Source organism: Fibrobacter sp. UWB7 (genome assembly GCF_900142945.1).
GTDB lineage: Bacteria > Fibrobacterota > Fibrobacteria > Fibrobacterales > Fibrobacteraceae > Fibrobacter.
The window spans coordinates 443389-470073 of sequence record NZ_FRCO01000001.1; the positions used below are offsets into that span (position 1 = coordinate 443389).

Genomic DNA, 26685 nt, shown 5'->3' on the forward strand with positions numbered 1-26685 from the left:
AAATTAAGCAAATACCAAATAAAAGAGCAAATTACAACTAAACGAGTCGCACCGTTTCATCGCACATTTCACACACAGCAGTCCTGTGCGTCACGAAAATCATCGTTTTTTCCGGGAATGCTTCAAACAAACGGTGATAAAGTTCCGACTCGGTCGCCTCATCCAACGACGAACTGATTTCATCCAAAAGCAAGATATTTCCCGGTCGCAAAAGTCCTCGGGCAATCGCAATACGCTGAGCCTGACCTTCGCTGAGACCGTGTCCGCGTTCTCCAATTTCACAATCCAAGCCCTTCGGCAGTTCGTTCACAAATTCAGCACAAGCGATTTGCAAAACCCGCTGCATTTCATCTTCAGTCGCATCCGGTTTTGCAAGCTGTAAATTATAGCGTACGGAGCCGTTCATCAAGGTATTGCCCTGCGGAACATACACAAAATTCGATCGGGTCGCCTCCGAAACAGACTCCATTCCTGCGACATTTTCGCCTTCCGAATAAAGAACCATTCGACCCATGTCAGGCTTTATAAAGCCGAGCAAAAGCCGGAACAAAGTCGTCTTGCCCTTGCCCGTCTCGCCCATGACGGCATTCTTGCTACCGGGCTTAAAATCGTGCGAGAACCCACAAATGACTTCGCGGTCTCCACCCGAATAGCCAAAACTTACGTTGTCCAACCGCAATCCGAGCCGCCCGCGCATTCCCGAAAGCTTTTCCGCACATATTTCAGAAAGCATTCCCGAAAGCTTTTCCGCACATATTTCAGAAAGCATTCCCGAGCGCGATTCGCCCAAAGTCCCATTAGCGTCCTTTTCCAGTTCATCCAAGCGGTCTATGCTCGCCGTAGAATGCACTAGCTGCGGCACCAAGCCAAGCAAAGTCAGAATCGGGTGCTGGATTTGCCCCACCAACTGCAAAAAAGACGTCATCACGCCAAACGTAATCGTACCGTCACGAAGCCCAAGCCCGCCCCAAACAAAAGCCAACAAGTAACCAAGTCCAAACGCAGAACCAATCGCAAAACGCGCCACCGTCGTAAAGCGGGTCCGCCTCATCACATCATTTACGAGTTTATCCTGTTTTAACCCAAGCCTCTCCACCACCCATTTTTCGCTTTCTAGCGAGCGCAATACGGCATTGTATTCCACGCCTTCCTGCACCTGCATCTGGATGCGGCTTTCGCATTCACGAATTTCCAGAGTCATATTGCGGAGCTTACGAGAAATCAGCTTCCCTACCACAACCATCACAGGAGTAAGTAGCAACAACGCCCATGCCAATCGCGCATCGAACCAGCGCATCAGCAAAAACGCCCCAACAAGCTGAATTCCAGTTACCGCCATCTGCGGGAGCGTATCAATCACAGACGTCGATACCGTTTCGATATCCTTCGAAAGTCTCGAAGACACATCGCCCGAATGTAACTCATGACCGTCAAAAAGACTACGCTTGAACAACGTTCCAAAATAGAACAGCCTAAGTGCATTCGTCATTTTCACTGTGGCAGAGGCAGTCATGTAGTAATACAAAAGCCTAAGAACAATCGACCCCACCACTGTGAGCACCAAAAGTAGGATCATCCGCACAACATCGTCTTGCGACCCGGTGCGAATCGTTTCGTCAATAAATCGCTTGCTGAGCCATATCATCAAAAGGCCGCACACCACGCGTGCAGACCCCGCCAAAATGCGGGTGACGATATTTACGCGAAAGCCTTTCGTCCCGCGCCACAGCCAAGCGACATACTTCATTCGAGCACGTTCACCTTTAGCCATTCGCCGACAATTGCAGCAACATCGATCCGAGCCTGTTCTTCGCTCACTTCATACTCTTCGCAAAGAGCAACAGCAAGCGCTTCCACAGTAAACTCGCCCATTTCCTCAGCCTTTTTCCAGAGCCACGCGGCCGTTTCGTTCAGGCACAAAAGGCGGCCAAAATCCAGAGCGCCAATACCTTCGCCCATAATGACCTGTTCGCCACACACTTCGCGCAATACAAAGCCTTTCTTGATTTTCATTTTTTTACCTTCTTGTATATCCAAAGTAAATAACGCCTAAAGGGTAACAGAATATACCAAATTTTCGCTGCGCACCTTTCGGCAAAAGTCCCTTGCAGGCTTTTTTTCCCATTGGGTCTGACCACGCCAATTACCTTGGCATAAACATCAGTTCGTTTGCAGTATTCTCGCTGCACTAGGTTTCCATCCCCCATGAGGACCACATTTTCGCCCGAGAACGTAACGATTCTATGGATAACATAATGCTTTTCGACATTTTCCAGATGAAGAACTTTATCCGGGATTGTAAGCGCCAATACCACATCGCCTACGCACAAGTCCACAGGCTTTTCTAGAATCACGCTATCGCGACCGCCCACAATAAAAGGCAACATGCTACACCCGTTCACGGGGAACGTTACACTCACGCCCTCGTTTACCAGACGAATGGCTTCCGCCATAATCAGCGCATCACTTTTTTTTGCGGAATCCATCATTGAATCTCACGTACCACCGTTTGGCAACACAGCCTTGCCGCGTCTTCGTCCGGCAAGCATTCCAAGAACCACACAGGGACACACGAAGCAAGTCCATTTTCAGTTTGGTGCAATCCATCGGCAAGATTCTTGTTCCAGCGCATTCCCGAGATACTCGGCATTATCGCCGCATAGGCAGAAACGCCCCTAAGCGGAGAAATCTTGTTAAACGGAGCTTGCGACAAAAGTACAAAACCGCCCAATTCCATTTCAACATTCTTGTAGCAAGGGGTCTTTCCACTCCACGGCGATCCATAGACTTTTGCAAAAGACTTGCCATCGGGCGTTTTGAACAAACGCACGACAGGATTATCGTCATTGAACAACTCCGAGCCCTCATTGTACTTGAGCCACAACCGTGCGTGCGTGCTTTTGCCAGTACCACTTTTTCCCAAGAACAAGTAGCCCAAGCCCTTGTATTGAATTCCTGCCGCATGGAATAAAGCCGTTTCAAAGCCCGCCGTAGCAAGTGCATACAAGACCATCAATGCATTGTTTACCGCAAAATTGCTCGATTCAGCAGGGATTTTTTCCTTACCCAATAACAACACCGCATGCTTAAAATCCTTTTCACAAACAAGCACGCCCATAGGCTTTCCAAAAAGCCAAAAATCAAACGCAGGCAAACCATCAGACGTTCGCCCGCATATAATCACCTGCCCTTCTTCATCCTGTCGAATATCCTCGGTATATTCAGGAGCGACCTCGTTCTGCACATCAAGCGAGAACACAGAATTTTTGCAAGACGATTCAGCACCCGAGTCAACCGCAAAAGGCGCATAATTACTCATTTGCGACAAGATTTCATCGCAGGCATTGACCTCAAAAATATGCTCGGCAACTTTATAGAACATTTAAACGCCCCAATTCATTTCGTATTTTTCAAATACCATAGCGACAACCGTCTAAACTTGATTCGAATCCAAATCGACTTGATAAAACCGAACCAATAATTCAATTCGCAGCCCAAGATTTCAACGGGAGAAAACCAAAACTTGCGTATAATATGATACCGGCGCCAAAGCCAAAGAACAGCCCAATGTTTACTTTTACTGGACTTACAATACATGCCAAAATTTCCGCCAACAAATATTTCGTCAAGCATCTTTTTTCCAAGTTTTTGATTCGGCGAACAAATCATCTTAGATGCATCAAGTCCAAAGATACGCTCCAAGATCCACATCAAGGCTCCCGCAAACCTTAAAAGTCCTAAAGAAGACAACTTGGCATTTATTTCTCGACGATTTTCCTCGGTAGCATGCTTCAGCAAAATAAAATAATCGATAATTTGCTTTAAACCGATACCATCCATCAAAAAATGATGCTGGATATGCGAAAGCTGCATCGCAAGGGCAAATGTCATCGAAGGAATATTGAATCCTTCAGGCAAACGCTCCACATTCTGAATTTTTTCTTCCAGATAACGCATCAGTCGCGCACTCGAAAATGGACTCCAGTTCTTGGAAGAGGGCTTATAATGGATTTCAACAGAAACGTCTCCCTCCGGTCGCAATTGAACATGATGCGCCGAGAGCAAGTCCTTTTCGAACAATTGATAGCCCATTTGCTTAAGCAAGGCAATCACACTATCTCGACCACCTTCAACCCACAAGTCGATATCTCCTGCTTGCCGCATATTGGGGTCGGGATAAAGCCTCGCATTGGCAGGTCCCTTAAGCACCGCCGTTTTGCGCCCCTGAGCTTCAAAAAGTTGCGTAAGACGAGATGCTTCTGCGTTCAAAAGACCATTATGTCCTTTAACAATTTCAGCCTCGACTGCCCACTGGAACATTAATTTCGAGGGAGGTTGCTGTTCCGCCGGCAAATGGGAAACGGCTCGATAGACAACAGCACTAATCTGCTGCTTGTGGCACATCGACCGCAATGACCGCCATTCTTCATCATTCAGCTTGCGCGTAAAAAAACGCGGAGAACAGTCGTCATCGACCGCCATTCGCAAAAGATCGAACAAAGCTTCATCTTGAGAAAATTTCATCAGCTTGCAAACTAGAAAAAATGTGTTTTAAATGACACCTCTCAATGAGACGCGCCTCATCTTGATGCGTAGAGGAATAAATTTGAAAAATGTTTTCCAATACGCCAATTCACAACAGACAACATCAACAGGAGCAAACCAGAACATCCGAATCATACGCCAACGGCGCTTTAACCAGAAAATAAAAAAATGATTACCCTTATTGGATTCACAATGCCTGCCAAAATTACCTTCGGACTGAATCATGGAAAGCACCTTTTGACCATTTTTCGCATCGGGTTTGCAAATCATTTGAGACGGAGCAAGTCCCCAAATATATTCCATAATCCACATCAGCGCACCGCCCATTTTCGAAAGTCCCAAACTCGAAAGTAGAGCAGACACATCGCGCCTATCCTCCTCAGAAGCTTGTTTCAACAGAACAAAATAATCGACAACTTGCTTTAAGCCAATCCCTTCCCACAAAAAATGATGCTGGATATGCGATAGCTGCATCACAAGGGCAAACTTCATCGAAGGAACACAAAATCCCTCGGGCACACGCTCCACGTTCTGGATTTCTTTTTCCAGGTAACGCATCAGCCGTGCATTCGAGAACGGATTCCAATTCCCTGAAGATGGCTTATAATGTATTTCAACAACAATCCCCGATTTTCCATCCAAATGGACATGATGATCCACTTTGAGATGTTCTGCAGAAATTTCATAGCCCATTTTTTTCAGCAATTCAAGCACACTATCACGCCCGCCATCAACCCACAAGTCTATATCACCAGCGTTTCGCATATAAGGGTCAGGATACAGCCTAGCATTTGCCGGACCCTTGAGCACCGCCGTTTTCCGCCCTTGAGCCATAAACAGCTCTGTAAGCCGGGCAGCTTCGGCATTCAACAGCTTATTATGCCCCTTGATAGCTTCCACTTCACTAGCCCACTGGAACATCAACATTTTCGGAGGTTGTTTACCGCAAGGCAAACGACAAATTCCACGATAGATGATTCCCGCAATCTGCTGTTTAAGGCTTTCCGAATGCAAATATTGCCATTGAGCATAATCAAACTCTTGCGCAGGCACTCCAAAAGCGATTCGCAAAAGTTCAAAAAAATCATTTTTTTCAGCGTGATTCATTGTTGTGAAAGTTAGAAAATATAATTCAGATCAATTATTGGGGCATTATTACAATATACGGAATACAAAAATCGCCGTTTTTCATCAAATTTCGCCAATTTTTCATAAAAAGCCTGTTGTAAGTGTTGTAAACCTTTACATCAGAAATGTTCTAAAAAGAACCACTAATACTCCAATTTAAACTATTTTATGGATACAAAACCAAACATCCCATACACCAAAACAACGGCACCTCTCACGAGATGCCGTTGTTTCTTTTTTACATGCTTTTCTTGTTTTATTCGAAATGGTTTTGTACTTTACTTGTATTGACAACCCATAATACTCCAAAGCCCTCTTGCGAGGGCTTTTCCATTTTCATGGGAATGTTCCAATTTCGTTGGGAGCGCGACTACCGTCCGCCGACGAGGATTTGATCGACCTTAATGGAGGGCTGACCAACAGTCACCGGCACATGTCCCGAAGAGGCTCCGCAAACACCTGCGGCCTGCTCAAAGTCTGAGCCGACCATGCTAATGCGTGGCATAATCTCGTGACCTTTACCGATAAGCGTTGCGCCACGAACCGGTTCACAAATCTTGCCATTACGAATGACGTATCCTTCATCGACGGCAAAGTTGAATTCACCCGTTGCCGGGTTCACAGAACCGCCTGCCATGCGAGCCGCATAGAGACCGTTGTCCACGCTTGCAATCATGGAATCGAGCGTATCCTTGCCCGGAGCGATAAACGTATTGCGCATACGGCTTACAGGCGCGTACTTGTAGCTTTCACGGCGGGCACTTCCGGTGCGTTCCACACCCACTTCCATAGCGCCCACACGGTCGCTCATGTACGTTTTCAAGATGCCGTTTTCAATCAGCGTTGTGCGCTGCGTCGGCGTTCCTTCGTCATCGTACTTGAGACTACCCCAGACACCGTCCATCGTGCCATCGTCAATGGCAGTCAAGCAAGGCTGACCAATCGCTTCACCAAGCTTTCCGCAGAACGGGCTTGCATTGCGACGGATAGATTCCGTTTCAAGCGGATGGCCGCAAGCTTCATGGAAAATCACGCCGCCAAAGCCATTGCCCATCACGACCGGCATCTGACCGCCAGTGATGTAGCCGGCATCGAGCATGCGCAGCACGCGCTCGCCACATTCCGTTGCAAGCGCTTCCGGAGAATAATTTGCTAAAAGTTCATAGCCACCGAGCGCACCCGGTGCTTCGTGCGTCGTCAAACGTTCCGTGCCGTCTGTTGCCGTCACGTTCACGTTTACACGCAAACGACCGCGCGTCATTTCCAGATGCAAGCCTTCGCTATTCATAAGCGAAATCGAAGTGCAGCTGTCCGTCACGCTAGCGCCCACTTGAGCGATCTTCGGCGAGAGCGCACGAGCCGTCTTGTCCGCACGGAACAAGAAGTCCTGCTTTATAGCCTGACCGAGCACACGCGGATCCTTGTAAGCGCCAAAATTATAATCGCAAATGCGCTTTTCCGGTGCAAATTCAAACGGCCTTGCAGCCGAGCCTTCCGCCCCCGCTGCGGCGGCGATGCGCCCGAACGCAAGCGTCTTCACAAGCTTCACGAGAGCTTCTTCGCTGTCGTCGCTCGTGAATCCGTACAGGACTTCCGTCCCGTACAAAAGGCGAACGCCGATACCGTACTCGGTACCCGCGGTCGCCGTTTCAATCTGGCGGTCCTTCAAGCCGAGGCTTGAACTGCGGGTCTCTTCTTCGAAAATTTCAACAAAGTCAGCCCCGGCACTCTTGCCGGCTTCAAAAATCTTGACGGCAACTTCCGGATTCATCTTACACCTCGCCGTTCATTTTCTTGCGTACCGGGATTCCCGCAGCAAGCATTTCGCCCTTGATACCAGGGACCGTATAATCGCCAAAATGCACCATCGACGCGACGAGTGCCGCATCGGCGCTCGTCTTGCGGAACAAGTCCACGATATGCGCCGGAGTTCCAGCACCACCACTTGCAATCACAGGCACCTGAACCGCCTTTGCAATCATGTCGGTAATCGTGAGTTCGTAGCCGTTCTTGACGCCATCAGTGTCAATGGAGTTCAAGCAGATTTCGCCAACGCCGAGTTCCTCGGCGCGTTTTGCCCACTGCAAAGCGTCGATGCCCATCGCCTGGCGACCACCGCGGATAAACACTTCGTAACCGCTCGGAATCTTGTCCGAAACGCCCACGAACTTCGCATCCATGCCAAGCACGACGCACTGGCGACCAAACGCCTTAGCACCTTCGGCAATGATTTCAGGATGGAGCACAGCAAGGCTGTTCACGCTCACCTTTTCTGCACCCGCGAGGAGCGCTTCGTGCATGTCGTCCAAGTTACGGATACCGCCACCCACTGCAAACGGGATAAACACGCGCTTTGCAATCTGGCGAATCATTTCCATGTCGCATGGGCGGTTCTCGGCACTCGCCGTGATATCATAAAAAACAAGTTCATCGACACCTTCATCGCTATAGCGTGCGCCCATTTCTACGGGATCGCCAATGTCGATATTACCTTTAAACTTTACACCCTTCGTGACCTTGCGGTTACGGACATCCAAGCAGACAATTAAACGTTTCGTGAGCATATTCCAAATGTAGAAAACTGGCTAAAGCCGTCAACAAACAAAGAGCCCGGCACATTCCGCCCGAGCTCTTTCAAACGCCTTTTTCCAAGCGATTAGAGATTCTTTTCGATAGCGTTCTTGAGCGTGTTCTTTGGCACGGCACCGACGACGTTACCCACTTCGACACCGTTTTTGAACAACTTCATGTTCGGGATGTTCGTGATGCCAAAACGAGCGCAAATGTCCGAAACACCTTTGTCATCGACGTTGATCTTTGCAATGATTGCGCGACCGTCAAATTCGTTGGAAAGTTCTTCAACCACCGGACCCATCATCATGCACGGACGGCACCAGGTTGCCCAAAAATCAACGAGCACAAGCTGACCCGAAGAAATAACTTTGTCAAAGGATTCTGCAGTAAGATTCAATGCTGCCATAAAAATTTCTCCTATTTACCGATAGATAATATAGCAATTATTAAACCATTTTTCTCATCTTCGCACAATAGATGGGGCCACAACCATGAGCTTTGTCCGGCAGAATGTGAACGCCGAGTTCCGTGCGATCCGCCCCCTCCGGCAAGTCCTCAATTCGAACAAATTCCATCATCTTGCGTTTCTTCAGGATTTTAGCGACCACGGCATCGTTTTCGAGAGGCGAAAGCGCACAAGTTCCGTAAATCAATTCGCCGCCCGGTCTAAGCGCATCCACCGCCGACGCAAGGAGCGAGCCCTGTTCCACCGACAAGCGCTTCACACGCTTTACCGACCACACTTCCAAATGCGAAGGAGAATTCAGCACATGCCTATCCGAAGAGCACGGTGCATCGAGCAAAATGCGATCGTAGCATTCCTTCTTGTGCATGCCGAATTTCACGCCATCATAGCCCGTAACGTTGATAATCGAGCGCCAGGACTCCGGCAAGGAATTTTCGAGCACATGCTGCAAGCGGAGACGCCTATCCGGCGAGCGGTCGTTGCACTGGAGCGAACCTTCGCCCTTGAGCATCGAGGCAATCACGAGCGATTTACCACCCGGAGCGGCACACATGTCAAGCACATCCATTCCCGGTTCTACAGCAAGAGCCTTAGCCGCAAACACCGAAGCTTCGTCCAAAAAGTACGGTTCCAGAGCATCATCAAACTGGAGCTTCGTTGCGCAGCCTTCGCCCTTCAGCGATTCCAGCAACGTAGGCCAGCGCTCGCCATAAACCTCTTCAAAGTAATCGAAAAATTCCATGACACAAATTTAGTCATTAGTCAATAGTTCTTAGTCATTGACTCTCCAAACTCAATAAAAATGCCCTTTAAAAACCGACAAATCAGCCAGTATAAACAAACTAAATCATCTATAAAAATCCAAATTTTTGAAAAATGCCCCAATTTACGTGAAACTAAATCCATATCATCAAATTTTCACGTAATTTTTCAACTTTATCTGTAATATTTTTTGATTTTTCCCAAATTTAGCCCATACTCAAGTGTTTTCTTCAGTAAAAACATTACAAAACACCCGCAAAAAGCACCCTCTTTATTCAATTTCGCTTAATTTATATACAAAATTACGTAAATTCCCGCATTTTTCCCTAATTTTTCACGTAAAAAACGCACTTTTTCCAAATTTCGCACATCCGGCGGCATCTCGAGGCATTCTGCCGCCGCACAAAAAAAAAAACTCTCTGCTCAGGAGTAAGAGCAAAGAGTTCTTAGTTGAGCTACCAGGATTCGAACCTAGACAAACAGAGTCAGAATCTGTTGTGCTACCGTTACACCATAGCTCATCGGTGCGCACCAATTTTAGAAAATAATTTTCAGCTTGGCAAGGGATAATTGAAAATTATTTTTCGTTTTGTAAAGTTGGCGGTTCAAAAGTCATCCATTGCTGGTCAAGAGTATCATTTTTCGGCAACTGGACGTGTGCAATTCTCACATAATCCTCAAAAGGAACGTCAGCTTCCTGGAGCGTCTTGACCACTTTCGGGTCACCCGAGTAAAGCACAATATCATGACCACCAGCCGGAAGGTCACCAATACGCAGCATATTGCAAGTCACTTCTCTCACAAAATGGCTCGTACCCTTCAGCCCCACAACAACGCTATTCACCATAGACATGCAATTAGTCGTCTTCGTGGTATCCGTATCGTCAATGGCAAGCATAACACCACTGACAAGCACAGACGGCTTTACAAGGGTCGTATCGCCCACATCAAGCGTATCCTTCAAACCTTTAAGCTTCGAAGCACGAATGTAACGGCTCACACCTGCGAGTTCAACCTTTCCATCTTCTCCCAGCAAGCGGTATTCCATGCGAAGGCTATCATACGGAACTTTTTCCGGAGCAGGCAAGACCCAGCGGCCAGAATCATCTGTCACCGTCTGCATCATAAAGCCTACGGAATCGCCTTCAACAAAGTCAAAGCCGTACAAATCCGTAATCATCTGCACCTGAACATTCGAGCAAGCGCTATCGCCGCACTTCACAGTACCAGACAAATACGGCTTAGCCCTCTTCTTTTCTTCAAGCTTGATCAAGGAATCCACCTGCATCGTCGGGCTCCAGATAAACGGTCCCTTCGAAATCGTATCACCAGACTTAACCTCACCATCCATGTTCCATGTACGATAAATTAACGTATCGGCAACACCGGAATCGGCAAGTCGAGCCACAATCTGCGGATCGCCCGGGCAGAACCCAAGCCACCATTCACCGGCAGGAATCAGTATCGAGAACGAATCCCCAGCAAACACGCTCTGCGAGAACGGCGTACCCGGCACGTAGACCTTAAAGTGAGAGCCAACTGCCATCGACGGTTCGACGACGTCTTCGTAATAAAGCACGCTACTGAACACGGCAGCCTTTTCAAGCTTGATGCTATCCAAAGAGCCTGCACTCTTTGTTGCACGCGGCTGGTACGAGATTTCCTTGTACTCTGCATCGACAACAGCAAGCTGGAAAGTATCTGCAAATACAGAGTCAAACGAGAACACACCCTGCGAGTCCGTCACAGTCTCGATATATTCAGATTCAGTAAGAGTATCACTTGCAGAAGGTTCACGGGCAACACGGACCATCGCCGCAACAGCACGAGAACCATCGGTACGAGTCACCACGCCACCAAGCGCAATCGTATTACCCGTATCCGTAACAGTACCTGCAACACCACCATTTTCACTTGTGCAAGCATACATGCAAGCACAAACTGCAACCAGCAGTCCAACATACGACTTAGCAAATTTCATGTTCATCCTCCTCGACGTCCGTCTCAGGTGGAAGATTCATCTTTTCCTTGCTCAGCGGGAAGAACTGGATGTTCAATTCACAAACCATGGATTCACCCTCGTCCGAGCGCACGATATCCACGATTTCCTTGCGGAACAAATCAATTTTGCTAATGATACGTTCCAAACCCTGCGCCGACACACTCATCGTCATACAAGATACATTTCTGCGTTCCGTACTGTAGTGATCCAACGCATCTTTACCCAAATCAATCATCTGCTTTTGGAACTGATGAACGAAAAGCGGGGCGATTTCACTGCCATTCGTAATTGCCTTGTTTACGGAATGGTAGAATCCATCTTCGCCGAGCTCTATAAGTCCCAAGTTGAGAAGGAGCTGGATAGTCTGTTTAGCCTGCGGGAGTGAAATTTTCGGATTCAAGAAGAGCGCGAGTTCCTGAATGTTCTTATCGTTAATCTTCAAGACGGCAAGAGCTTCACGAGCCACAACGTAATACCACTTGCTGTAGTATTCCTGTTGGTTCTTGGTCAAGTTCTTGATGGTTCGCGGAAGGAGCGCAGACATCTGGTCAAAGATCTGCTGCTTCGAAGACGCCGTAGTCGCATGCGTGAAGTCCACCATCAAGGCGAAATATCGACCTTCCCTTTCGTTGAGCCCGAGAGCTTCGATAAACTTCGGGATCATCTGTTGTGTGAGCGACTTGCGGCCGCGAATCAAATCCAAGTAAAGACCGGACGAGGAATACCCAGCCTTCTTTGCAAAAGACCGGTACGAGAAATACCTCTGCACGGACTTACGATACTCGTAGTAGTCCTGGAGGTACTTTCGATAATTGTAGTAGGCATAAACGTTCATCGGAAGGAAATCTAATTTTTTTTGAGTTTTTTGGGAACACCTATTTTTGAAAACATCCCGTAAAAAAGCCCTATTCCATTCTGAAATCGACAAAAAAGAACACCTTGGGAACACTTTTTATTTTTGAAGTGATACGCTTTCAAAAAAAATTGCTTAATTTAAAGGAACACCCAATCCCATCCCTCGGACTTCCGGTTGTACTCCACCGGAAGTCCTTTTGCGTTATACGGCCGAAGGCCTATAACGCCAAATGCTTCGGCTCGGAAATGGGCCCGCAAGCGGTCCCGCTTCGCTCGCCTTACGCATTTGTGTTTTTTGCCCACACCATCCTCTTTCGCGACTCTCGCCTTACGTGTTTGTGCGTTATAAATCAGCGACTCTCGGCCTACGCATTTGTGTATTTTGGCGCAGCCCCCTTTCTAGCATCTCTCGCCTTAGGCGTTTGTGTTTATTCGCATTTCGTCATGCTGAGTGTAACGAAGCATCCAGTTACTTTTCATCATCAAACAAACTTCACGTTCGTTCAGGATGACAATTCCTAATTCCGACTTCCTAACTCCTAACGTTCAACCATTCCCCACAATCTTTTCTAAATTCACTACTAACTAAAAACATTGACTAGTAACTATTGACTAAAGACCAATAACCAACAACCATTAACTAATCCATGAAGATAAAAGAACTCGCCCTGGGAACACTGAGCCGCATTTTACGTTACGCAGGAATTCTTCTCCTTATATATATCAGCATGGTCTTTTACCTTGCTTTAACTGAACGCCGCAACGCCTTCCCTCGTGCCATCACACACAACGAAGCACGCACCGCCATCACAGACAAGGCAAGAGCCATCAACTGCACACTCGATGACGGAACAAAGCTCGAAGGTTTTGTTGTCGGAAACGAACAGAATAACGTTCTTCTCTACTACCCCGATGCAGACGAAGATGCAGCACAGTTCCTCGCCGAGCTAGACAGTCTTCCAGGCTTTGCCGCAGCCACATTCAACTACCGCGGAAGCGGCGAGAACAAAGGCACGCCATCACAGGAAACTTTTGAATCCGACGCAAAAATGATTTACGAATGCGCATCACAGATAAACGGAAACGCTCCAAAAGTTATTGCAGGTCGCGGCACAGGCGCCATTTTAGCAACAAAAATGGTCAAAAAGGAGAATATTACAATCTTGATTGACCCAGTTTGGAGCATTGCCGATGCGATTTCTGACAAATACCGTTTCCTTTACCCCAAATTTCTTGTTCGTGCAGACGTAAAGATCGAAAAAAAGGATATTTCGACCTCAAATAACATAGTAATCCTTTCAGATAGAGCCCGTTTTAATGACCGAACACAAGCAATTTCGCAAACTATAGTGGGTGTTAACTTGTCAAAGCGAGACTCAAAATCCCTTTCTGAAGCCATATTAGACGTGATTACGCGCAAATAAAGAAAAAATTTTTTCATTTGTTGCAACATTTTACTTTTTTATTATTATTTTTTATACAACAAATGTTATTGGTTACGAAAAAGCTATTTTTATCATTTGTACATGCTTTTTTCGTGAAATTCTTTGACATTTGGACTTTAAATTTTTATTTTATCGTCAATCAAAAACAAACAAAAGAGGTGTAAATGGAAAACGTAATCGTTAAAATGGATGTTCGTGGATTCATCAGATTCCCGGAAGAAGCTGTCAAGGCTCTTAAGCTCGACAAGCTCGCCACTCAAACAAAAACTGAAGACGGTCGCACAGTTGATGTTGGTCCTTATGTAGATGTCGAAGTCGACCCGGTCGGCAAGCGCGTCGCAATCACTCCTATCAAAACTCCGAAGTCCACTTCTTTCCGTTTCATCAACGGCATTATCGGCTCCAAGTCCAAATTCCTCTATTTCAAGGGCGCATTCAACGCCATCGGTCTCCAGGTCGCCACTGGCGCTTACACATTGGTCAAGGAAGGCAACAAGTATGTCTTCACAGCAAAGGGCGCAAAGAAGAAAGGCGAATGGACGACTCTCGCTTGCCGTAACGCAGTGGGCAACAAGACTATGCTTTCCATCGATACCCGCGGTACAATCATTTTTGACCACAACACCAAAAATGCATTGAACACCAAGGAAAACAAGACGATGGTTGCTGAATACGATGCAGCCAAGAAGACCTTCAAGCTCACATTCAGCAAGAACAAGGGTTTCATTAACGTCCGTACAATCGCTAGCCATGCCAATGCTTCCTTCATGGGTACGCTTTCTTCTCACGGCATCGCTCTTCCGCTCAAGAGCTTCCGTACTGAAAGCCAGGTAGACAAGAACGTCCTCACGTTCAGCGTCGCCGCCCTTGTCGCACAGCAGAAGGCAGCAAAGAAGAAGTAATTCTTCGAGCTAGAGGGGAGATAAAATGATTGAAGTATTCAAAGTATTTTATCCGACTCATTACAACTTCGCCGCGCTCACTATATTATTAGTTCTGCTTTTAATATATCTGCTGACGAAGAAGAACTTCAAGTGGAGCATCATAACCTTAGTCCTGCTTGTGGCGTTCAATCTCGCTATTTACAAGCGCACTGCAGACAGGACTTGGACGATCACCATTGAACCGGAAGCATCCTCCGATCCTTATTATACCCCGCAGGCAAAGAAAATGACCTTCTCGGTACATAAGGACTGGACGATAACCGACGAAAAAGGCGAAGTCCACCACTGGTGCTGGGTAGAAGAATACTGGCAAGAATTTGCAAGCATCGACCTTGTCGCAAAGCTCTGGGGTGAAAACTCGAGCAAAAAGATGGTCAAATCCACCGAAGGTCGAGCAAGCGATATCAAAGAGTAGCTTCTACTTACAAAAACCGCTTAAAGAGAGATCAACTTTAACCCACCATTTTCCATAGAGAGAATGGTGGGCTTTTTTATAAACTCGCCCGGAGAAGCAACGATTCCATTGGGCATATTCCAGATTCCCGAAATATGATGATGTCCATGGATACAGTAATCGCAGTGTTCCTTTTCCAACATGCGGTTTCCCCATTCCAGGTATTCATCAACCTTAATGACCCTAGTTTGACCATATTTGCGGCTGTTACGCCCCACAAAACGCGCAAGCCCCATTCCCCAATCAGGGTGGATTTGCTTGAAAAGGAAACGGTTTAACGGCAAGTCAAGGACTTTTCGCATAAAGCGGTAACCGTAATCAGACTTCGGAACTCCATCGCCATGGGTCAAATAAACACGCTTGCCCTGAATTTCAAGGATCAGGGATTTATGTACAGCCACGCCAAGACGCTTCGGGAAAAATTCTCCATACGCAAAGTCGTGATTCCCTTGCAAGACGTGGACTTCGACACCAGATTCTACAAGTTCCGCGAAGGCACGGTACAAATCCAAATGGGCAGAAGCAACATAATAACTATACTCGTACCAAAACTCAAAAAGGTCGCCAATGACAACGACATGGCTCGCCTTGCCTTTCCATGAGGAAAGCAACTGGATTAGTTTTTGTTCCCTGTCGGGGACCGCTCCAGGAGGGTCAATTCCCAAGTGTGCGTCACTTATAAAATAAGCAGGTAATTCCATAGCTCCAATCTTAATAAAATCAAGAGCTTTCGTTTTTTTATATCTTTGAGACATGCGCTCCATCGTCAAAATTTTGTGTTTCACAACTGTTCTGGCAGCCATTTTTTCCGGTTGCTCCATGAAACTCACACAGGGCGACCTAGAGGGGATCCCGCTAACAGACGAAAAATTCAGCTTTTTCGGGAACATCCCATTTATTTATGGAGGCGATTCACTAGAACTATCCCACGACCTGCTACGAGCCTACACAAAAGCTGCCAGTGAAACGGATTTTCCAAGAAACTCCTGCCGCGGAGAAGCAACAATCAAGGCGACAGTAAAACAGAACGAGCCAAACTCCGCTTGGAATATTGGCGTACTCATTCCGCTTTGGCCCATCCTCCCCGTCAACGAATCCTGGACTTATGAACTTTCGGCACGCGTCTTTTGCAATGGGACACTCGTACGCCACGTGGAATTCATTGAGCAACAAGACGTTAACGCCATTTTATATGGGCGTCTCCGCACCGATCTCGTGAACAAGGCTTCCGACGAAATGCACCGCAAGCTCGTACAGCGCTTGGCGTTTGAACTCAACGCAAACAGACTTACCGATTTAAACAGCGTGAGCGACTATTAGCACTTAGTTATTAGTCATTGGTCTTTGGTTATAAATCTCTAGTTTAAAAAATGAAGCCCATATGCAATTATAAAACTAATAACTAATGACTAACGACCATTGACAAATTCTAATTACTATCTTTCGTCTATAGTCAATAGGGCAAAGCCCGTTCTTTCGTCTTAATCTAGTATGTCATACACTTTATACATCGTAGCGACTCCCATCGGGAACATGGAAGACATCACCTACCGCGCTGTGCGCATCCTTAAGGAAGTTCCCCTCGTCCTTGCCGAAGACACCCGCCATTCGAGAATTCTCTTTGACAATTACGGCATCACGACGCCCATGGAAGCCTACCATGACTTCAACAAAGAAAAGGTCACGCCCAAGTACGTCGACTTTTTGAAGAACACCGGCGACATCGCCCTCGTAAGCGATGCAGGAACGCCCGGCGTTGCAGACCCGGCATTCAATCTCGTACGCGAATGCGTCCGCGAAGGCATTGACGTTCGCGCCATCCCAGGACCATGTGCGATGATTACCGCACTCGTCTCTTGCGGCATGCCGACCGACCACTTTACGTTCCAGTATTTCTCTCCCAAGAAGAGCGCCCAGCGCATCCACTTGCTCGAGAAGTTGAAAGACGAAGAAGCTACTCAAATTTTCTACGCCAGCCCGCACAACATCGACAAGTTCGTCGAAGAAATCAAGCTTGTCTTTGGCGATATCAAGATTGCACTCATGCGTGAACTGACCAAGAAGTTCGAGGAACACCTCATCGGAACGCCGACGGAAATTTCTGCGCACTTCAAATCGCACCCGCCCAAAGGCGAATTCGTACTCGTGTTCAATCCCCAAGACAAAAGCGGTCTTTAAGTTCTACCGACTAACGACTAATGATTATCGACCAGTTCCTAAACAAGCTTAAAGCTCTTCCGCGGGCTTACAAGATTTACATTGCAGTTCTTGTTGCAATAGAATTTGTGTTGTTCCTGTTGCGTCCGGACACGCCCGGGCTTTACACGCAGATTCCGCAGCTGTTGCCAATCATTGCCGCCCTCCCGTTCTTGTTCATAAAGAACGTCCGCCGTCCTTTTGCGCGGTACATGAACACGTACGGCATCATCGTCTTTGCGTTCCTAGCCTTGGATTACCTCACGCGCAGCCATGCGGGGCTTTACCAGATTGTAACGACATTTATCCCGATGATGCTTTACTGGTTCGCGCTTTTTGCACGCTGGAACGTGAAGCTCTTTAAGCAAAAAGAGGCACGCATCGCACTTGCACTCGCTACGATTTCCTGGGGATTTGTCGCATTCGCCTTCCCGCCTTTGCCGCTTGGTCCCGCCATGCTCGTGCTACTTGTTCCGTGGTTCATCATGCTCAACAAGTACAATCGCGAGACTGCAGTCTTTGCGACATTCTGGGCAAGCATGGTCTACAACACCGTCAATTACTATTGGATCCGCAATGTGATGAACGTGGAAACTGCGCCTTCGGGACTTATCTTCCTTGGGCTTATCCTCCTCATCGCCTACTTGAGCTTGTTCAACGTCCTCGCCGCATTCGCTTACTCTACTGCAAAAAATTTAAAGATCAAGGGCAAGGCTTGCTTGTTAGCCCTCTTCCCGTTTTTCTTTGCGGGAATCGAAATGGTGCGCACAACAGGTGACTTCGCCTTCCCATGGAACCACCTCGGTTACACATTCGGTAACCACCTCGAACTGATCCAGGCACTTTCCATCATCGGCGTATTCGGCTACACAATTCTCATTGTCGCCTCGAACCAGATTGTCGCTTACGCCTTCTTGCAGAAGGGTCGCAAAAAGCTCGCACTATTTGCAATCCCGTTCGCGATTTTCATGGTGCTACTGACATACGGAAGTAGCGTACTTTCGGCACAAGAAGCAGCCCCGTACTACAACGCAAACGCCCCCGAAAACCCATCCATTGCAATGGTGCAGCCAAGCATTGCGCAAGGTGCCAAGTGGAGCAAAGCCCGTTTTGATTCCATCATCACCAAGACGTTCGGCATGGCAATGGACAGCACCCCCAGCGGAACCAACCTGATACTCCTTGCCGAAACCGCTATTCCGGACCACCTCCGCAGGCAGCCGCAAGTTATCCGACGCTTGCATGAGATGGCAGACAGCAAGAATGCAAGCATCCTTACCGGAGCGCTAGACTACAAGCGCGTTTCAGCCGACATCAACAACCCTCGCCGATTCGATATATACAACGCGTCATTCCTCTTTACACCTAACGATCCCTATTTCCCGAAACGCTATATCAAAAAGCATCTCGTGCCCTTTAGCGAACGCATCCCCTTTGATGATATATTCCCCATCTTAAACTACGTGGATCTCGGGGAAGGCGACTTTGTCCCCGGAAAAGAAACGCCTGTTTACGGACCTTACAACTGGACGCCCTACATCTGCTACGACGCCATCTTCGGAGACCTTATCCGAGAAGCGATTCAAGCAGGTTCCCGCCTGATGGTAAACATCACCAACGACGGCTGGTTTGGACGGAGCACAGCCCCCTTCCAGCACCTGAACATCGTCCGCCATCTCGCCGTGACTTACGGTTACCCAGTCGCACGCCTTGCAAACAGCGGCGTTTCAGCATTCATAGACCAGTACGGGCACTACGACCAGAACACCAACATTTTTGAAACGCGCGTCATCCAAAGAAAAATGCCTCTCAAGACGAGAAGCACCTTCTATACATCTGTAGGCGAATTTGTCGAAAAAGCTTTGCTCTGGTTCTTTGCGATTTATCTTGTCGCGCTGTTTGCATTATCAAGAATTCAGAAAAAATTTAAATGAGTTATTAGTAGTTGGTCATCAGTCAATAGTTTAAAGCTTGGCACCGTTGGTGCGACTACTCAAAGCAACAGCATTGGGGGCCAGTGGCCCGCTTTGGGACGTTCCTTGAATTCCGCATTAGGCAAGAATTCCTTGAGTTTTAACGTCCATTCCGGCTGGACTGTCGCATCCAGTCTCCCATAAAGAACCTGGATATTCTCGCTGTTCGGAATAACAGATTCCACCTTGTGCGATGCCAAATACATAAGTCCTTTAGCTAAAGACGGAGCATCATACTTTTTGGCTTCATCGAACCAGTCGTCCTGCCAATCGCCAAAATCTTCCTCGAACAGTTCCATAAAAGCCTTGAGCGCAGGCTCCGTAGTCGTTTCGAGCTGGTGCGCCATAAAATGCAGATTCGGCACCGTCCAGTTGCCTATTTCATCGCAAAAATCAGCATATGGCGAAAGTAAAATCCACTTTTGTCCCTTTTGCGGACCCGCCGTAGAACACATTAACGACAAAGCACCGAGCCCCCATGCCACAACCGTAGACGCCTTCTTAAACTCCGGAATATCCTCAGGCTTTTCCAAAAATTCAGCCAACTGGCTATATTGCACATAATTATGGTTCGCTGAAGGAGCTACGTCCATCAGATCATCTTCCCAAATACCGAGATTCGAGGCCCAATCAGGCAGCCAGATCCATTTTTCGCTCATATTCAACCTCACTTATGTGAAGAGCCTACTAAACACACTCGAAACTACAAATAAACGTAGCTCTATAGGTATATATATCCAATTTTCGCTTTGATAGCAACTCCTAAAAAAAGTATTTTACAATTCGTATTATTTGTTTACTTCTGAAGACAAAACATTGTATATTATCCGTATACAAAATGTAGGAAACCTTTAAAGAGATTTTAGAACTATGAGACATTTGATTCCTTCTCTCTGCTTAGCACTCCTTCTGGCGGAAACGGCCTGTTCCGCACCCAATGCGGTAAAACGCAACGATTCCAACACTCGTCAGAAGAATGCAGCCACACGCCAAAGAGCAGAAAGCGCCTACAATGAATTAGACGGTTTCGGTTCCACGACGGCGTCTACCGCAAAATCAACCACAGTCTCTGCACCTACTGCATTCAATGCCAGTGCACCGTCACAGGCAGTAAGCAACAAGTCAGCGGCAGTCTCTGAAGCTACCACGGAAACTTATGCCAACGCAAGCGCCATTCAGGATATCGGTACGCCGGTAATTATGGTCTCGCCCAACCTGACTCTGAAAGACGGTGTTCCTGATCTCTCTAGCGAAAGCCCTTACTCCCGCACCACAGCAGAAGCCATTAACGGCTACCTCACCAAGAAGAACTACGAAGTCAAGTCCGTTAACGGTCAGGCAGAACTGAGCAGCATTCTCCAAATGCAAAGCGACATCGCCAACACCGAAGATGACTTGTCTTACCTCGCCAGTATCGCTCTTGATGCAGATATCTATATCAAGTACTCTCCGGAAGTCACAAACGACGAAGTTTCTGTCGAAGTATCTGCATACGAGACATCGACCGCCCGTCTCCTCGGCTCGCAAACATCAGTCGTACGCAACAACGGGCATACGTCTAAAATCAACATCAATTCAAATATCGGTGCCGCAGTCCGCAAGGCAATGCCCGGACTTGAACAGAAAATTCTCGGCTACTGGAAGATGGACCTCGCCAAAGGCACTCAGTACAAGGTCGTAGCCAACATCAAAGGCGAATACTCCGATAGCCAGACCGAAGACCTTCACGATGCCATCATGAAAGGCCTCAAGAGCAATTTCAGTTCCGTAAAGGTCAACGTGATGACCGCCAAGACACTTGATTTCGTCATCTACGCCAATCCCTTAAAATACAAGGATTCCCAGGAAGTCTATACCAAGATTAGACAGATCCTGAAGCCTATTACGGAAACCAAGAAAAACAACATCACTCGTAAGCTGATTTTGATGGAGCTGAACTAGTAATGAATATTAAAAGCCTTATCCTTTGCGCTTGTCTCGCGGTAGTCCCGGCTTTGGCAGGGAAAATCGTCACTTATACCGCCACCTCGACAGTTTCTCAGGAAGACGCGAACAATTCTGCCATGGCAGGTGTCGCAAAGCAAATCAAGTCGCAGGTTAACGCCACTCAGACTCTTACCAAGTACGAAGACATCAACGATGGAAAGAGCGTCCTTGGCGAAACATACAGGTCCAAGAGCAATGTCAAGAGCAACGTTGTCCTCAAAGGCGTCACGGTAACTCCTATAAAAGTGGATAAGGGATTTAAGGCAATCGCAACTCTCGACATGGACGAATATACGGCAAGCCTCCAGTTCCGTTTAAAGACTCTCCAGCAAGAAATTGCACAACTCGAAAAGTCTGCACGCAAGGCAATCGACACCCGCATTTATGTCAATGCAGCGACGGATTTGGAAACAGCCGAAGACAAGGTCAACGAATACAATTTCTACTTGCTCCAGCTCGCAGATATCTACCCTCTCAACGACAGCCATCGCTTGCAACATGGGCTCCCAGAAATCGAAAAGCTTCTCGAAGCAAGGCTTTCGAGCATTACGATTACAATGACTTCTGAACAGGATTTTGAACTGACCCGTGCAGAAATGCCGACTTGGAGCGTAATCGTCAAGGACTCTATTGGTCCAGTGCCAAGTTTCCCGCTCATTGCCCGCCAGAGCAAAACACTCTCCGAACGCCGCACACAGAAGAACGGTACCGCCACATTCAACCTCCGCAACGTGAACTTTGAAAAAGGTCCGTACGTGATTGTGGTAGAACCGAACCTCCCGCTTGAACTTCTGAAAAAGACCGGTTTAAGAAACACTCTCGAAGTTCCTTACCGCGTGCGCCAGTCTCGCTGCTACGTCAAGATTGATTGCGAAATGATTGCAAATGCCTGCAACGCTCTGGAAAACGCCCTTTCCAAGAAGTCCATTTTTGTGACGACAGAAGAAGACTCTAATGCCCCAGAACTCAAAGTGGATATCGAAAACACCTTTAGAGGCAGACTCGGATTCATTTCGTCCTTTGACTTTACCATTTCCATCAAGGGCGACAAAGTCAACTTCTTCACAACAGCAAAGGGTGTCGGCAGAAACGAAGTCGATGCAACAGTCAGCGCTCTCCGAAAGACGGATTTCACGCCGCTCCAGAAGCAGCTGATGCCGATTTGCGGAAAGTAGTCGGTATGACACCAAACTAAAAATGTATCTTTACAAAGCCGCTGGTTAGCGGCTTTTTCTATGTCAAAAAGAATTTTATCGATACTGTTCATTCTGTTGCTCGCAATACCTGTTGCGGCAAGTTTTAAAGTAAACAAGGCGGGGCTCCCAAAGCGCCCGCAGAACAGTTACGTGTACGATGAAGACCGTTTGCTCACAAAGCAAGAAGTGCTATTCATCAATACACTTTCTGAAGAGCTTTACAAGAAGGCAGGCTTTGGGCTTGCGGTAGCACTCATCCATGATATCGGCTTTGCGGACTTTAGAGATTACGCTTTGAACATTGCCGAAAGCTGGGGCGTTGGCGGCAAATCGAACGAAGGTGTCCTGATTTTTGCGGCGATGAAGCAGCACAAGCGCAGTGTCGAAGTCGGTTACGGCGCCGAAGGTTACTTGCCCGACGTACTCGTGGAACGGCTCCAGCAAAAGACAATTGTCCCTGCATTTAGAGTTGAAAAATACGGTCAAGGAGTCATATCGCTCGCTTGGGAAATTGCGCAAGTCGTCGCCAAAGAAAAAGGTATCACGCTTGAAGTCAATACCGACCAGCTCCCGCAAGAAGAAGAAAACAGCCCATTCGGACTCGCACTCATTATTTTCGTGATTCTGTTCCTGCTTGTTTCGAAGAACGGCGGAGGACGCGGAAACGGTTGCCTCTGGTTCTTGCTTGGAAACGCCCTCAGCAACAGCAGTCGTGGCCACCACCGCGGTGGTTTTGGCGGAGGCTTTGGAGGATTTGGCGGAGGCGGCTTTGGTGGCGGTTTCGGCGGTGGATTTGGTGGCGGCAGTTTTGGCGGAGGCGGCTCCGGCGGAAGCTGGTAATTTAGAGGTTCCATTATGAGAAAGATTTTAAGCGTTGCAGAATTTCAGAATTCAGAATGGCCGAAGCTTTTTGAAGAAGCGCTCGGCGACAACCTCGTTTCAGCATTCATTCACGGCGATTGCCTTATGGAAGGATTCTCCTCGCTGGAATCCACGTGGACCGTCAGCTTTATTCTAAAGTCCAATTCCGTCGAGGACTTGCTCCCGTTGCAGAAGCTCACAGCAAAAGCAAAGCGTGAAAACATCGAGTTCAACCATGTGTTTACCCGTTACGAAATCAAGACTTCACAAGACGTGTTCCCACTGGAATTTTTGCACATCAAGAGCCGAAATGTAACGATTTGTGGCGAGGCGCCGCTTGCAGACTTTTACCCGAACCTCGCAGAACTGCGTATGGAATGTGAACGCGAACTACGCGGGTTGCTCGTGCATTTACGCCAATTTTTTCTTTACCTCAAGGAATACCGCAATCCGCACGAGATTTATGTGCGTTCAACAATAACGCTCCTCCCCTTGCTTTACGGAGTCTATTACCTTTCGACAGGCAAATATCCCGAAAATCACGAACAAGTTTACGAGATGTTTCCGGGCGTGCGCATTCCAAACATGACCGATGACAAAAACGTGATTATATCAAACATCAACAAGCACATCGAAGCTGTGATGACAATCGTCAATCAAGTCGATGCGATGAAGGTTTAATCCGTCGTTTTGCGGTAGGCTTTGGGCGAGACTCCGACGAGGCGCTTGAAGAATTTTCCAAAGAACGAGACGTCAGGGAAATTTAAAATCTTGGAGACTTTCTGGATGTCTCGGGACGACGAGCGCAACAGCACCTTTGCATCGAGAGCGATGTGTTCGTCAATCCAGCGCTTGGCATTCTTGCCAGTCTGCTCTTCGGCAACGGCTGAGAGATACTTCGGGGTAATCCCAAGTTCATCGGCGTAAAACTTCACGGAATGCTGTTCGCGATGATGTTCGACAACGAGGTCAATAAACTGCGCGAATAGCACCTGACCACGACTTTTGACCACATCCGTAGCAATAGGCTCGTCTACAATTCCAATGCACTCATACAAAAGCGCAATCAAATGATTCTTGAGAACCTGCAAACGGCAAGCGTTCGTTTCCGTCGTTTCAAACTTTTTCTTCAAGAATTCAAAGCTTGCATTCAATTGATCAAACTTAACTTTATCCAGCTGCTGTAAAGGATTTTCACGATAGCGCAAAATAAGCCGCGTATTATCGTCAAAACGAATGATCAGTTCATCAATCATGTTCTTGGAGCAAGCAATGCACACCGGGTCAAAATCGGCAGAAGCCATCTTGGCCCGTAACACCTGTTCCGGGAACACGACAAACAAGGCTCCCGCTTCAAGGTGATAAGTCTTAAGATCGAGTTCAACATCCACAGAGCCGCGTTTCACCAAGAGAAGCACCGCCGCCTGAACTTTTACATAATTTTCAAGCCCGAATTCCTTAAGACTGGTAAACATGGCAATCTTATCGGGCAACACGTTTGCTTGACGCAGAAAATTCAACATCGAAAAATCCGCAGTGCGGATATTCGCATTTCTATGAAAAGGAAGGTCATTCATTATATAAACATCATAGCAAAAAGTAGAATGAATGTCAATGGATCCCCTCCCTAACGGTCGAGGATGACATTTCTAATAACTAGTAACTAAGGACTAATAACTCCATTAAAACAGTTTATAGCTGAAGTACAGGGTGTACGCGAAGACGCCTCGGCTCATCGGTTCAAAAAATTCGGAGGAGTAAGCGGCGACCTTGGCATAAGTATCCAGGCGCCCACCAATAGAAATCTTATCCGTCAAATCGTATTCCATCGTAATATAGTTCTTCAACAACATGTCCCAGCCGTCAGCACCATAGTGCGGTAGCGAGCCCGGAATGGTATGCAGAGCATCAACCACGGTTTTCGTCTTTACACGGAAACGGTTTCCAACCAAAAGTTCCAAGCCCAACACATATTTCGCACCCATGTTGTACTGGTAATTGTCCATATCCGACTCATATTCTGGATGCACCGCCCGGATCAGGTCATCATAGCCCATGTCCGTTGTACCAAGCAATATGAAATAAATCTGGTGATACATGCGGAATCTCAATGACGGCAAAAGCCAAAGCGAAAAATCGATACCTGTTCCAAGAGAAATCGTCCCAACCGTCGCGAAGTCGCCGTAGAACGTGCTGTAATCGAGATATGTCGCAAAGTCGACCCAGTGACCACGGCCATGAACACCTGCATTCGTGAGTTTGCCCGTCACGTCAAGCTGGAAAAGCGTTCCGTCTGGACCAACTTCACCTCGAGTGTACAAATTAAAATAATCGAACGGACGCTTGACTTTCCGGAACGGCTTGCCGTATTCAATCTCCGCGCCGTACATGATATGCTTATCATCCCAGCGTTGGTCCAAGTCATCTTCGTTGCGGCCACCATAGCGGTAGATGTTACCAAAGTGCGAACCTGTTCCTAAAAAAATGGACATGTCCACCGGCGTATTCCCCGTAATACCATCTCGATTGCCAAAAACTTTTCTTTGTAAGTAAGCCGAGTGAGCAAAGCCAAATGCGGCAACTTGCTTGTACCAAGAAGATTCATCAACGCCGTAGAATTTTCGCGAAAGCCTGTAAAGAACTTCACCATACACGGCACCACCAATTGATGTAGCAAGCAAGTCATTAATGGACGGGTATTCCGTTTCAGCAAACATTTCCCATGTGTAGCTTCCTAGCGCCGTAAACAACAAACTTCCATAAAATCCGTAGCCTGCGCCACGTGCAAAGTTGTAATAAGTTGCCCCTTGGTAAGGATGTCCGTAAAAGTTAATCGCCCAATGGTTGTGGTCCCATTCCCACCCTTCTTTAAAATTGCGTTTCCAATAGCTCGGTCCTGTGCGTGCATAATTTTTATCTAGCACATAGCGGTCCCATGCCCAAATAAAGCCGTTAAAACCAAATACCTCGCCCAAGACGATAAACGGGGAAACTTCATTAGGCTTGTCCAACGCATCGATTTCTAGCGTGTCTTCGAACGTCGTGTTCGTTATCGAATACATGACGTTAATGGAATCTTCGGGAAGCGTTTGAGACGGGACAGAAAACAAAGGAATCACGCCCTGCGAGATATCCATGCTCAATGCGGTTACAGACAAAAACAATAGCGATGACAACAGTTTGCGAAACATATCACTCCCTCTTTTTTCGCAAAAGCTAAAACTTTGTCAAAAAATTTAAAGAGGAGTCTCGACGACTCCCCTAAAGTAGAGAATGAACGACAAATATTTAAGATAAA

General features: G+C 47.3%; 26 protein-coding genes and 1 tRNA gene. 10 read left to right on the forward strand and 17 right to left on the reverse strand.

The genetic code is table 11. The features are described 5' to 3' along the window. Positions 1-37 precede the first annotated feature (37 nt). From BUC30_RS01835 to BUC30_RS01895, 13 genes are all read right to left on the reverse strand, one after another. Positions 38-1771: an ABC transporter ATP-binding protein gene (locus BUC30_RS01835; RefSeq protein WP_083555460.1), complete on the reverse strand. Its 1734-nt coding sequence runs from the start codon at positions 1769-1771 to the stop codon at positions 38-40. Further along, a complete protein-coding gene (locus tag BUC30_RS01840) occupies positions 1744-2013 on the reverse strand; it encodes a PqqD family protein (protein ID WP_073423263.1) in 270 nt (89 codons plus the stop codon). Before BUC30_RS01840 ends, BUC30_RS01835 begins: the two co-directional genes overlap by 28 nt. Next, entirely contained in the window at positions 2010-2489 is a 480-nt protein-coding gene (locus BUC30_RS01845; RefSeq protein ID WP_073423264.1) for a hypothetical protein, read from the reverse strand. Before BUC30_RS01845 ends, BUC30_RS01840 begins: the two co-directional genes overlap by 4 nt. Further along, positions 2486-3382 (reverse strand): hypothetical protein, encoded by an 897-nt coding sequence (locus tag BUC30_RS01850; protein ID WP_073423265.1) that lies wholly within the window; start codon positions 3380-3382, stop codon positions 2486-2488. The genes BUC30_RS01845 and BUC30_RS01850 overlap by 4 nt, the downstream gene beginning before the upstream one ends. Positions 3383-3396: 14 nt before the next feature. Beyond that, on the reverse strand, positions 3397-4500 hold the full coding sequence (locus tag BUC30_RS01855) for a nucleotidyltransferase domain-containing protein (protein ID WP_170861487.1): 1104 nt from the start codon (positions 4498-4500) through the stop codon (positions 3397-3399). A 51-nt stretch (positions 4501-4551) separates the two neighbouring features. After that, entirely contained in the window at positions 4552-5652 is a 1101-nt protein-coding gene (locus BUC30_RS01860) for a nucleotidyltransferase domain-containing protein (protein ID WP_073423267.1), read from the reverse strand. Positions 5653-6043: 391 nt separating this feature from the next. Further along, a complete protein-coding gene (locus tag BUC30_RS01865) occupies positions 6044-7444 on the reverse strand; it encodes a TldD/PmbA family protein (RefSeq protein WP_073423268.1) in 1401 nt (466 codons plus the stop codon). Position 7445: 1 nt separating this feature from the next. Next, a complete protein-coding gene (hisF, locus tag BUC30_RS01870; RefSeq protein ID WP_073423269.1) occupies positions 7446-8237 on the reverse strand; it encodes an imidazole glycerol phosphate synthase subunit HisF in 792 nt (263 codons plus the stop codon). A 92-nt stretch (positions 8238-8329) separates the two neighbouring features. Beyond that, the gene (gene trxA / locus BUC30_RS01875) at positions 8330-8653 is read right to left on the reverse strand and encodes a thioredoxin (RefSeq protein WP_073423270.1); all 324 of its coding nucleotides are present in this window, start codon (positions 8651-8653) and stop codon (positions 8330-8332) included. A 40-nt stretch (positions 8654-8693) separates the two neighbouring features. Next, a complete protein-coding gene (locus tag BUC30_RS01880; protein WP_073423271.1) occupies positions 8694-9455 on the reverse strand; it encodes an RsmB/NOP family class I SAM-dependent RNA methyltransferase in 762 nt (253 codons plus the stop codon). Between the two features lie 470 nt (positions 9456-9925). Beyond that, a tRNA-Gln gene (locus tag BUC30_RS01885) sits at positions 9926-9996 on the reverse strand. Between the two features lie 56 nt (positions 9997-10052). Then, positions 10053-11456, reverse strand: coding sequence for a hypothetical protein (locus tag BUC30_RS01890; RefSeq protein ID WP_073423272.1), 1404 nt, complete (start codon positions 11454-11456; stop codon positions 10053-10055). Then, positions 11443-12312 carry a TIGR02147 family protein gene (locus BUC30_RS01895; protein WP_073423273.1) on the reverse strand — a complete coding sequence of 290 codons (870 nt, stop codon included), beginning with the start codon at positions 12310-12312 and terminating at the stop codon, positions 11443-11445. Before BUC30_RS01895 ends, BUC30_RS01890 begins: the two co-directional genes overlap by 14 nt. A 667-nt stretch (positions 12313-12979) precedes the next feature. Between BUC30_RS01895 and BUC30_RS01900 the strand changes: the two genes are divergently transcribed. From BUC30_RS01900 to BUC30_RS01910, 3 genes are all read left to right on the forward strand, one after another. After that, positions 12980-13756 (forward strand): alpha/beta hydrolase, encoded by a 777-nt coding sequence (locus BUC30_RS01900; protein ID WP_073423274.1) that lies wholly within the window; start codon positions 12980-12982, stop codon positions 13754-13756. A 185-nt stretch (positions 13757-13941) separates the two neighbouring features. Beyond that, on the forward strand, positions 13942-14679 hold the full coding sequence (locus BUC30_RS01905) for a hypothetical protein (RefSeq protein WP_073423275.1): 738 nt from the start codon (positions 13942-13944) through the stop codon (positions 14677-14679). A 25-nt stretch (positions 14680-14704) separates the two neighbouring features. Then, positions 14705-15136, forward strand: a complete 432-nt coding sequence (locus BUC30_RS01910; protein WP_073423276.1) for a hypothetical protein — start codon at positions 14705-14707, stop codon at positions 15134-15136. 20 nt (positions 15137-15156) lie between these two features. On the opposite strand, the gene BUC30_RS01915 is transcribed toward BUC30_RS01910, so the two are convergent. Further along, on the reverse strand, positions 15157-15876 hold the full coding sequence (locus BUC30_RS01915) for a UDP-2,3-diacylglucosamine diphosphatase (protein WP_073423902.1): 720 nt from the start codon (positions 15874-15876) through the stop codon (positions 15157-15159). Between the two features lie 118 nt (positions 15877-15994). Here BUC30_RS01915 and BUC30_RS01920 point away from each other — a divergent pair, with 118 nt between their 5' ends. The 3 genes from BUC30_RS01920 (at position 15995) to lnt (ending at position 19305) form a co-directional block, all read left to right on the forward strand. Beyond that, positions 15995-16495, forward strand: a complete 501-nt coding sequence (locus tag BUC30_RS01920) for a hypothetical protein (RefSeq protein ID WP_244536439.1) — start codon at positions 15995-15997, stop codon at positions 16493-16495. Between the two features lie 171 nt (positions 16496-16666). Beyond that, positions 16667-17353 carry a 16S rRNA (cytidine(1402)-2'-O)-methyltransferase gene (gene rsmI / locus BUC30_RS01925; protein ID WP_073423278.1) on the forward strand — a complete coding sequence of 229 codons (687 nt, stop codon included), beginning with the start codon at positions 16667-16669 and terminating at the stop codon, positions 17351-17353. Between the two features lie 20 nt (positions 17354-17373). Continuing rightward, entirely contained in the window at positions 17374-19305 is a 1932-nt protein-coding gene (gene lnt / locus BUC30_RS01930) for an apolipoprotein N-acyltransferase (protein ID WP_244536440.1), read from the forward strand. Between the two features lie 59 nt (positions 19306-19364). Here lnt and BUC30_RS01935 read toward each other — a convergent pair whose 3' ends face one another. Then, entirely contained in the window at positions 19365-20003 is a 639-nt protein-coding gene (locus BUC30_RS01935) for an alpha/beta fold hydrolase (protein WP_073423279.1), read from the reverse strand. A 211-nt stretch (positions 20004-20214) separates the two neighbouring features. Here BUC30_RS01935 and BUC30_RS01940 point away from each other — a divergent pair, with 211 nt between their 5' ends. From BUC30_RS01940 to BUC30_RS01955, 4 genes are read left to right on the forward strand one after another with little or no spacing between them, the layout of a single operon-like run. Further along, complete coding sequence (locus tag BUC30_RS01940) at positions 20215-21285, forward strand: hypothetical protein (RefSeq protein WP_073423280.1); 1071 nt, start codon at positions 20215-20217, stop codon at positions 21283-21285. Between the two features lie 2 nt (positions 21286-21287). After that, positions 21288-22505 (forward strand): hypothetical protein, encoded by a 1218-nt coding sequence (locus tag BUC30_RS01945; protein WP_073423281.1) that lies wholly within the window; start codon positions 21288-21290, stop codon positions 22503-22505. 60 nt (positions 22506-22565) lie between these two features. Continuing rightward, the gene (locus tag BUC30_RS01950) at positions 22566-23366 is read left to right on the forward strand and encodes a TPM domain-containing protein (protein WP_073423282.1); all 801 of its coding nucleotides are present in this window, start codon (positions 22566-22568) and stop codon (positions 23364-23366) included. Positions 23367-23381: 15 nt separating this feature from the next. Continuing rightward, complete coding sequence (locus BUC30_RS01955; RefSeq protein WP_073423283.1) at positions 23382-24068, forward strand: hypothetical protein; 687 nt, start codon at positions 23382-23384, stop codon at positions 24066-24068. On the opposite strand, the gene BUC30_RS01960 is transcribed toward BUC30_RS01955, so the two are convergent. Further along, complete coding sequence (locus BUC30_RS01960; protein ID WP_244536441.1) at positions 24065-24910, reverse strand: helix-turn-helix domain-containing protein; 846 nt, start codon at positions 24908-24910, stop codon at positions 24065-24067. The two genes, BUC30_RS01955 and BUC30_RS01960, sit on opposite strands and share 4 nt — an antisense overlap. Before the next feature lie 159 nt (positions 24911-25069). Further along, positions 25070-26578 carry a DUF3943 domain-containing protein gene (locus tag BUC30_RS01965; RefSeq protein ID WP_073423285.1) on the reverse strand — a complete coding sequence of 503 codons (1509 nt, stop codon included), beginning with the start codon at positions 26576-26578 and terminating at the stop codon, positions 25070-25072. Positions 26579-26685: the final 107 nt, after the last annotated feature.

What these genes read in the sequence shown, in the direction of transcription:
- BUC30_RS01835 (WP_083555460.1), bottom strand. Translation starts at nt 1,771, where the DNA reads ATGGCTAAAGGTGAACGTGCTCGAATGAAGTATGTCGCTTGGCTGTGG.
- BUC30_RS01840 (WP_073423263.1), bottom strand. Translation starts at nt 2,013, where the DNA reads ATGAAAATCAAGAAAGGCTTTGTATTGCGCGAAGTGTGTGGCGAACAG.
- BUC30_RS01845 (WP_073423264.1), bottom strand. Translation starts at nt 2,489, where the DNA reads ATGATGGATTCCGCAAAAAAAAGTGATGCGCTGATTATGGCGGAAGCC.
- BUC30_RS01850 (WP_073423265.1), bottom strand. Translation starts at nt 3,382, where the DNA reads ATGTTCTATAAAGTTGCCGAGCATATTTTTGAGGTCAATGCCTGCGAT.
- BUC30_RS01860 (WP_073423267.1), bottom strand. Translation starts at nt 5,652, where the DNA reads ATGAATCACGCTGAAAAAAATGATTTTTTTGAACTTTTGCGAATCGCT.
- BUC30_RS01865 (WP_073423268.1), bottom strand. Translation starts at nt 7,444, where the DNA reads ATGAATCCGGAAGTTGCCGTCAAGATTTTTGAAGCCGGCAAGAGTGCC.
- hisF (WP_073423269.1), bottom strand. Translation starts at nt 8,237, where the DNA reads ATGCTCACGAAACGTTTAATTGTCTGCTTGGATGTCCGTAACCGCAAG.
- trxA (WP_073423270.1), bottom strand. Translation starts at nt 8,653, where the DNA reads ATGGCAGCATTGAATCTTACTGCAGAATCCTTTGACAAAGTTATTTCT.
- BUC30_RS01880 (WP_073423271.1), bottom strand. Translation starts at nt 9,455, where the DNA reads ATGGAATTTTTCGATTACTTTGAAGAGGTTTATGGCGAGCGCTGGCCT.
- BUC30_RS01890 (WP_073423272.1), bottom strand. Translation starts at nt 11,456, where the DNA reads ATGAAATTTGCTAAGTCGTATGTTGGACTGCTGGTTGCAGTTTGTGCT.
- BUC30_RS01895 (WP_073423273.1), bottom strand. Translation starts at nt 12,312, where the DNA reads ATGAACGTTTATGCCTACTACAATTATCGAAAGTACCTCCAGGACTAC.
- BUC30_RS01900 (WP_073423274.1), top strand. Translation starts at nt 12,980, where the DNA reads ATGAAGATAAAAGAACTCGCCCTGGGAACACTGAGCCGCATTTTACGT.
- BUC30_RS01905 (WP_073423275.1), top strand. Translation starts at nt 13,942, where the DNA reads ATGGAAAACGTAATCGTTAAAATGGATGTTCGTGGATTCATCAGATTC.
- BUC30_RS01910 (WP_073423276.1), top strand. Translation starts at nt 14,705, where the DNA reads ATGATTGAAGTATTCAAAGTATTTTATCCGACTCATTACAACTTCGCC.
- BUC30_RS01915 (WP_073423902.1), bottom strand. Translation starts at nt 15,876, where the DNA reads ATGGAATTACCTGCTTATTTTATAAGTGACGCACACTTGGGAATTGAC.
- BUC30_RS01920 (WP_244536439.1), top strand. Translation starts at nt 15,995, where the DNA reads ATGAAACTCACACAGGGCGACCTAGAGGGGATCCCGCTAACAGACGAA.
- rsmI (WP_073423278.1), top strand. Translation starts at nt 16,667, where the DNA reads ATGTCATACACTTTATACATCGTAGCGACTCCCATCGGGAACATGGAA.
- lnt (WP_244536440.1), top strand. Translation starts at nt 17,374, where the DNA reads ATGATTATCGACCAGTTCCTAAACAAGCTTAAAGCTCTTCCGCGGGCT.
- BUC30_RS01935 (WP_073423279.1), bottom strand. Translation starts at nt 20,003, where the DNA reads ATGAGCGAAAAATGGATCTGGCTGCCTGATTGGGCCTCGAATCTCGGT.
- BUC30_RS01940 (WP_073423280.1), top strand. Translation starts at nt 20,215, where the DNA reads ATGAGACATTTGATTCCTTCTCTCTGCTTAGCACTCCTTCTGGCGGAA.
- BUC30_RS01945 (WP_073423281.1), top strand. Translation starts at nt 21,288, where the DNA reads ATGAATATTAAAAGCCTTATCCTTTGCGCTTGTCTCGCGGTAGTCCCG.
- BUC30_RS01950 (WP_073423282.1), top strand. Translation starts at nt 22,566, where the DNA reads ATGTCAAAAAGAATTTTATCGATACTGTTCATTCTGTTGCTCGCAATA.
- BUC30_RS01955 (WP_073423283.1), top strand. Translation starts at nt 23,382, where the DNA reads ATGAGAAAGATTTTAAGCGTTGCAGAATTTCAGAATTCAGAATGGCCG.
- BUC30_RS01960 (WP_244536441.1), bottom strand. Translation starts at nt 24,910, where the DNA reads ATGTTGAATTTTCTGCGTCAAGCAAACGTGTTGCCCGATAAGATTGCC.
- BUC30_RS01965 (WP_073423285.1), bottom strand. Translation starts at nt 26,578, where the DNA reads ATGTTTCGCAAACTGTTGTCATCGCTATTGTTTTTGTCTGTAACCGCA.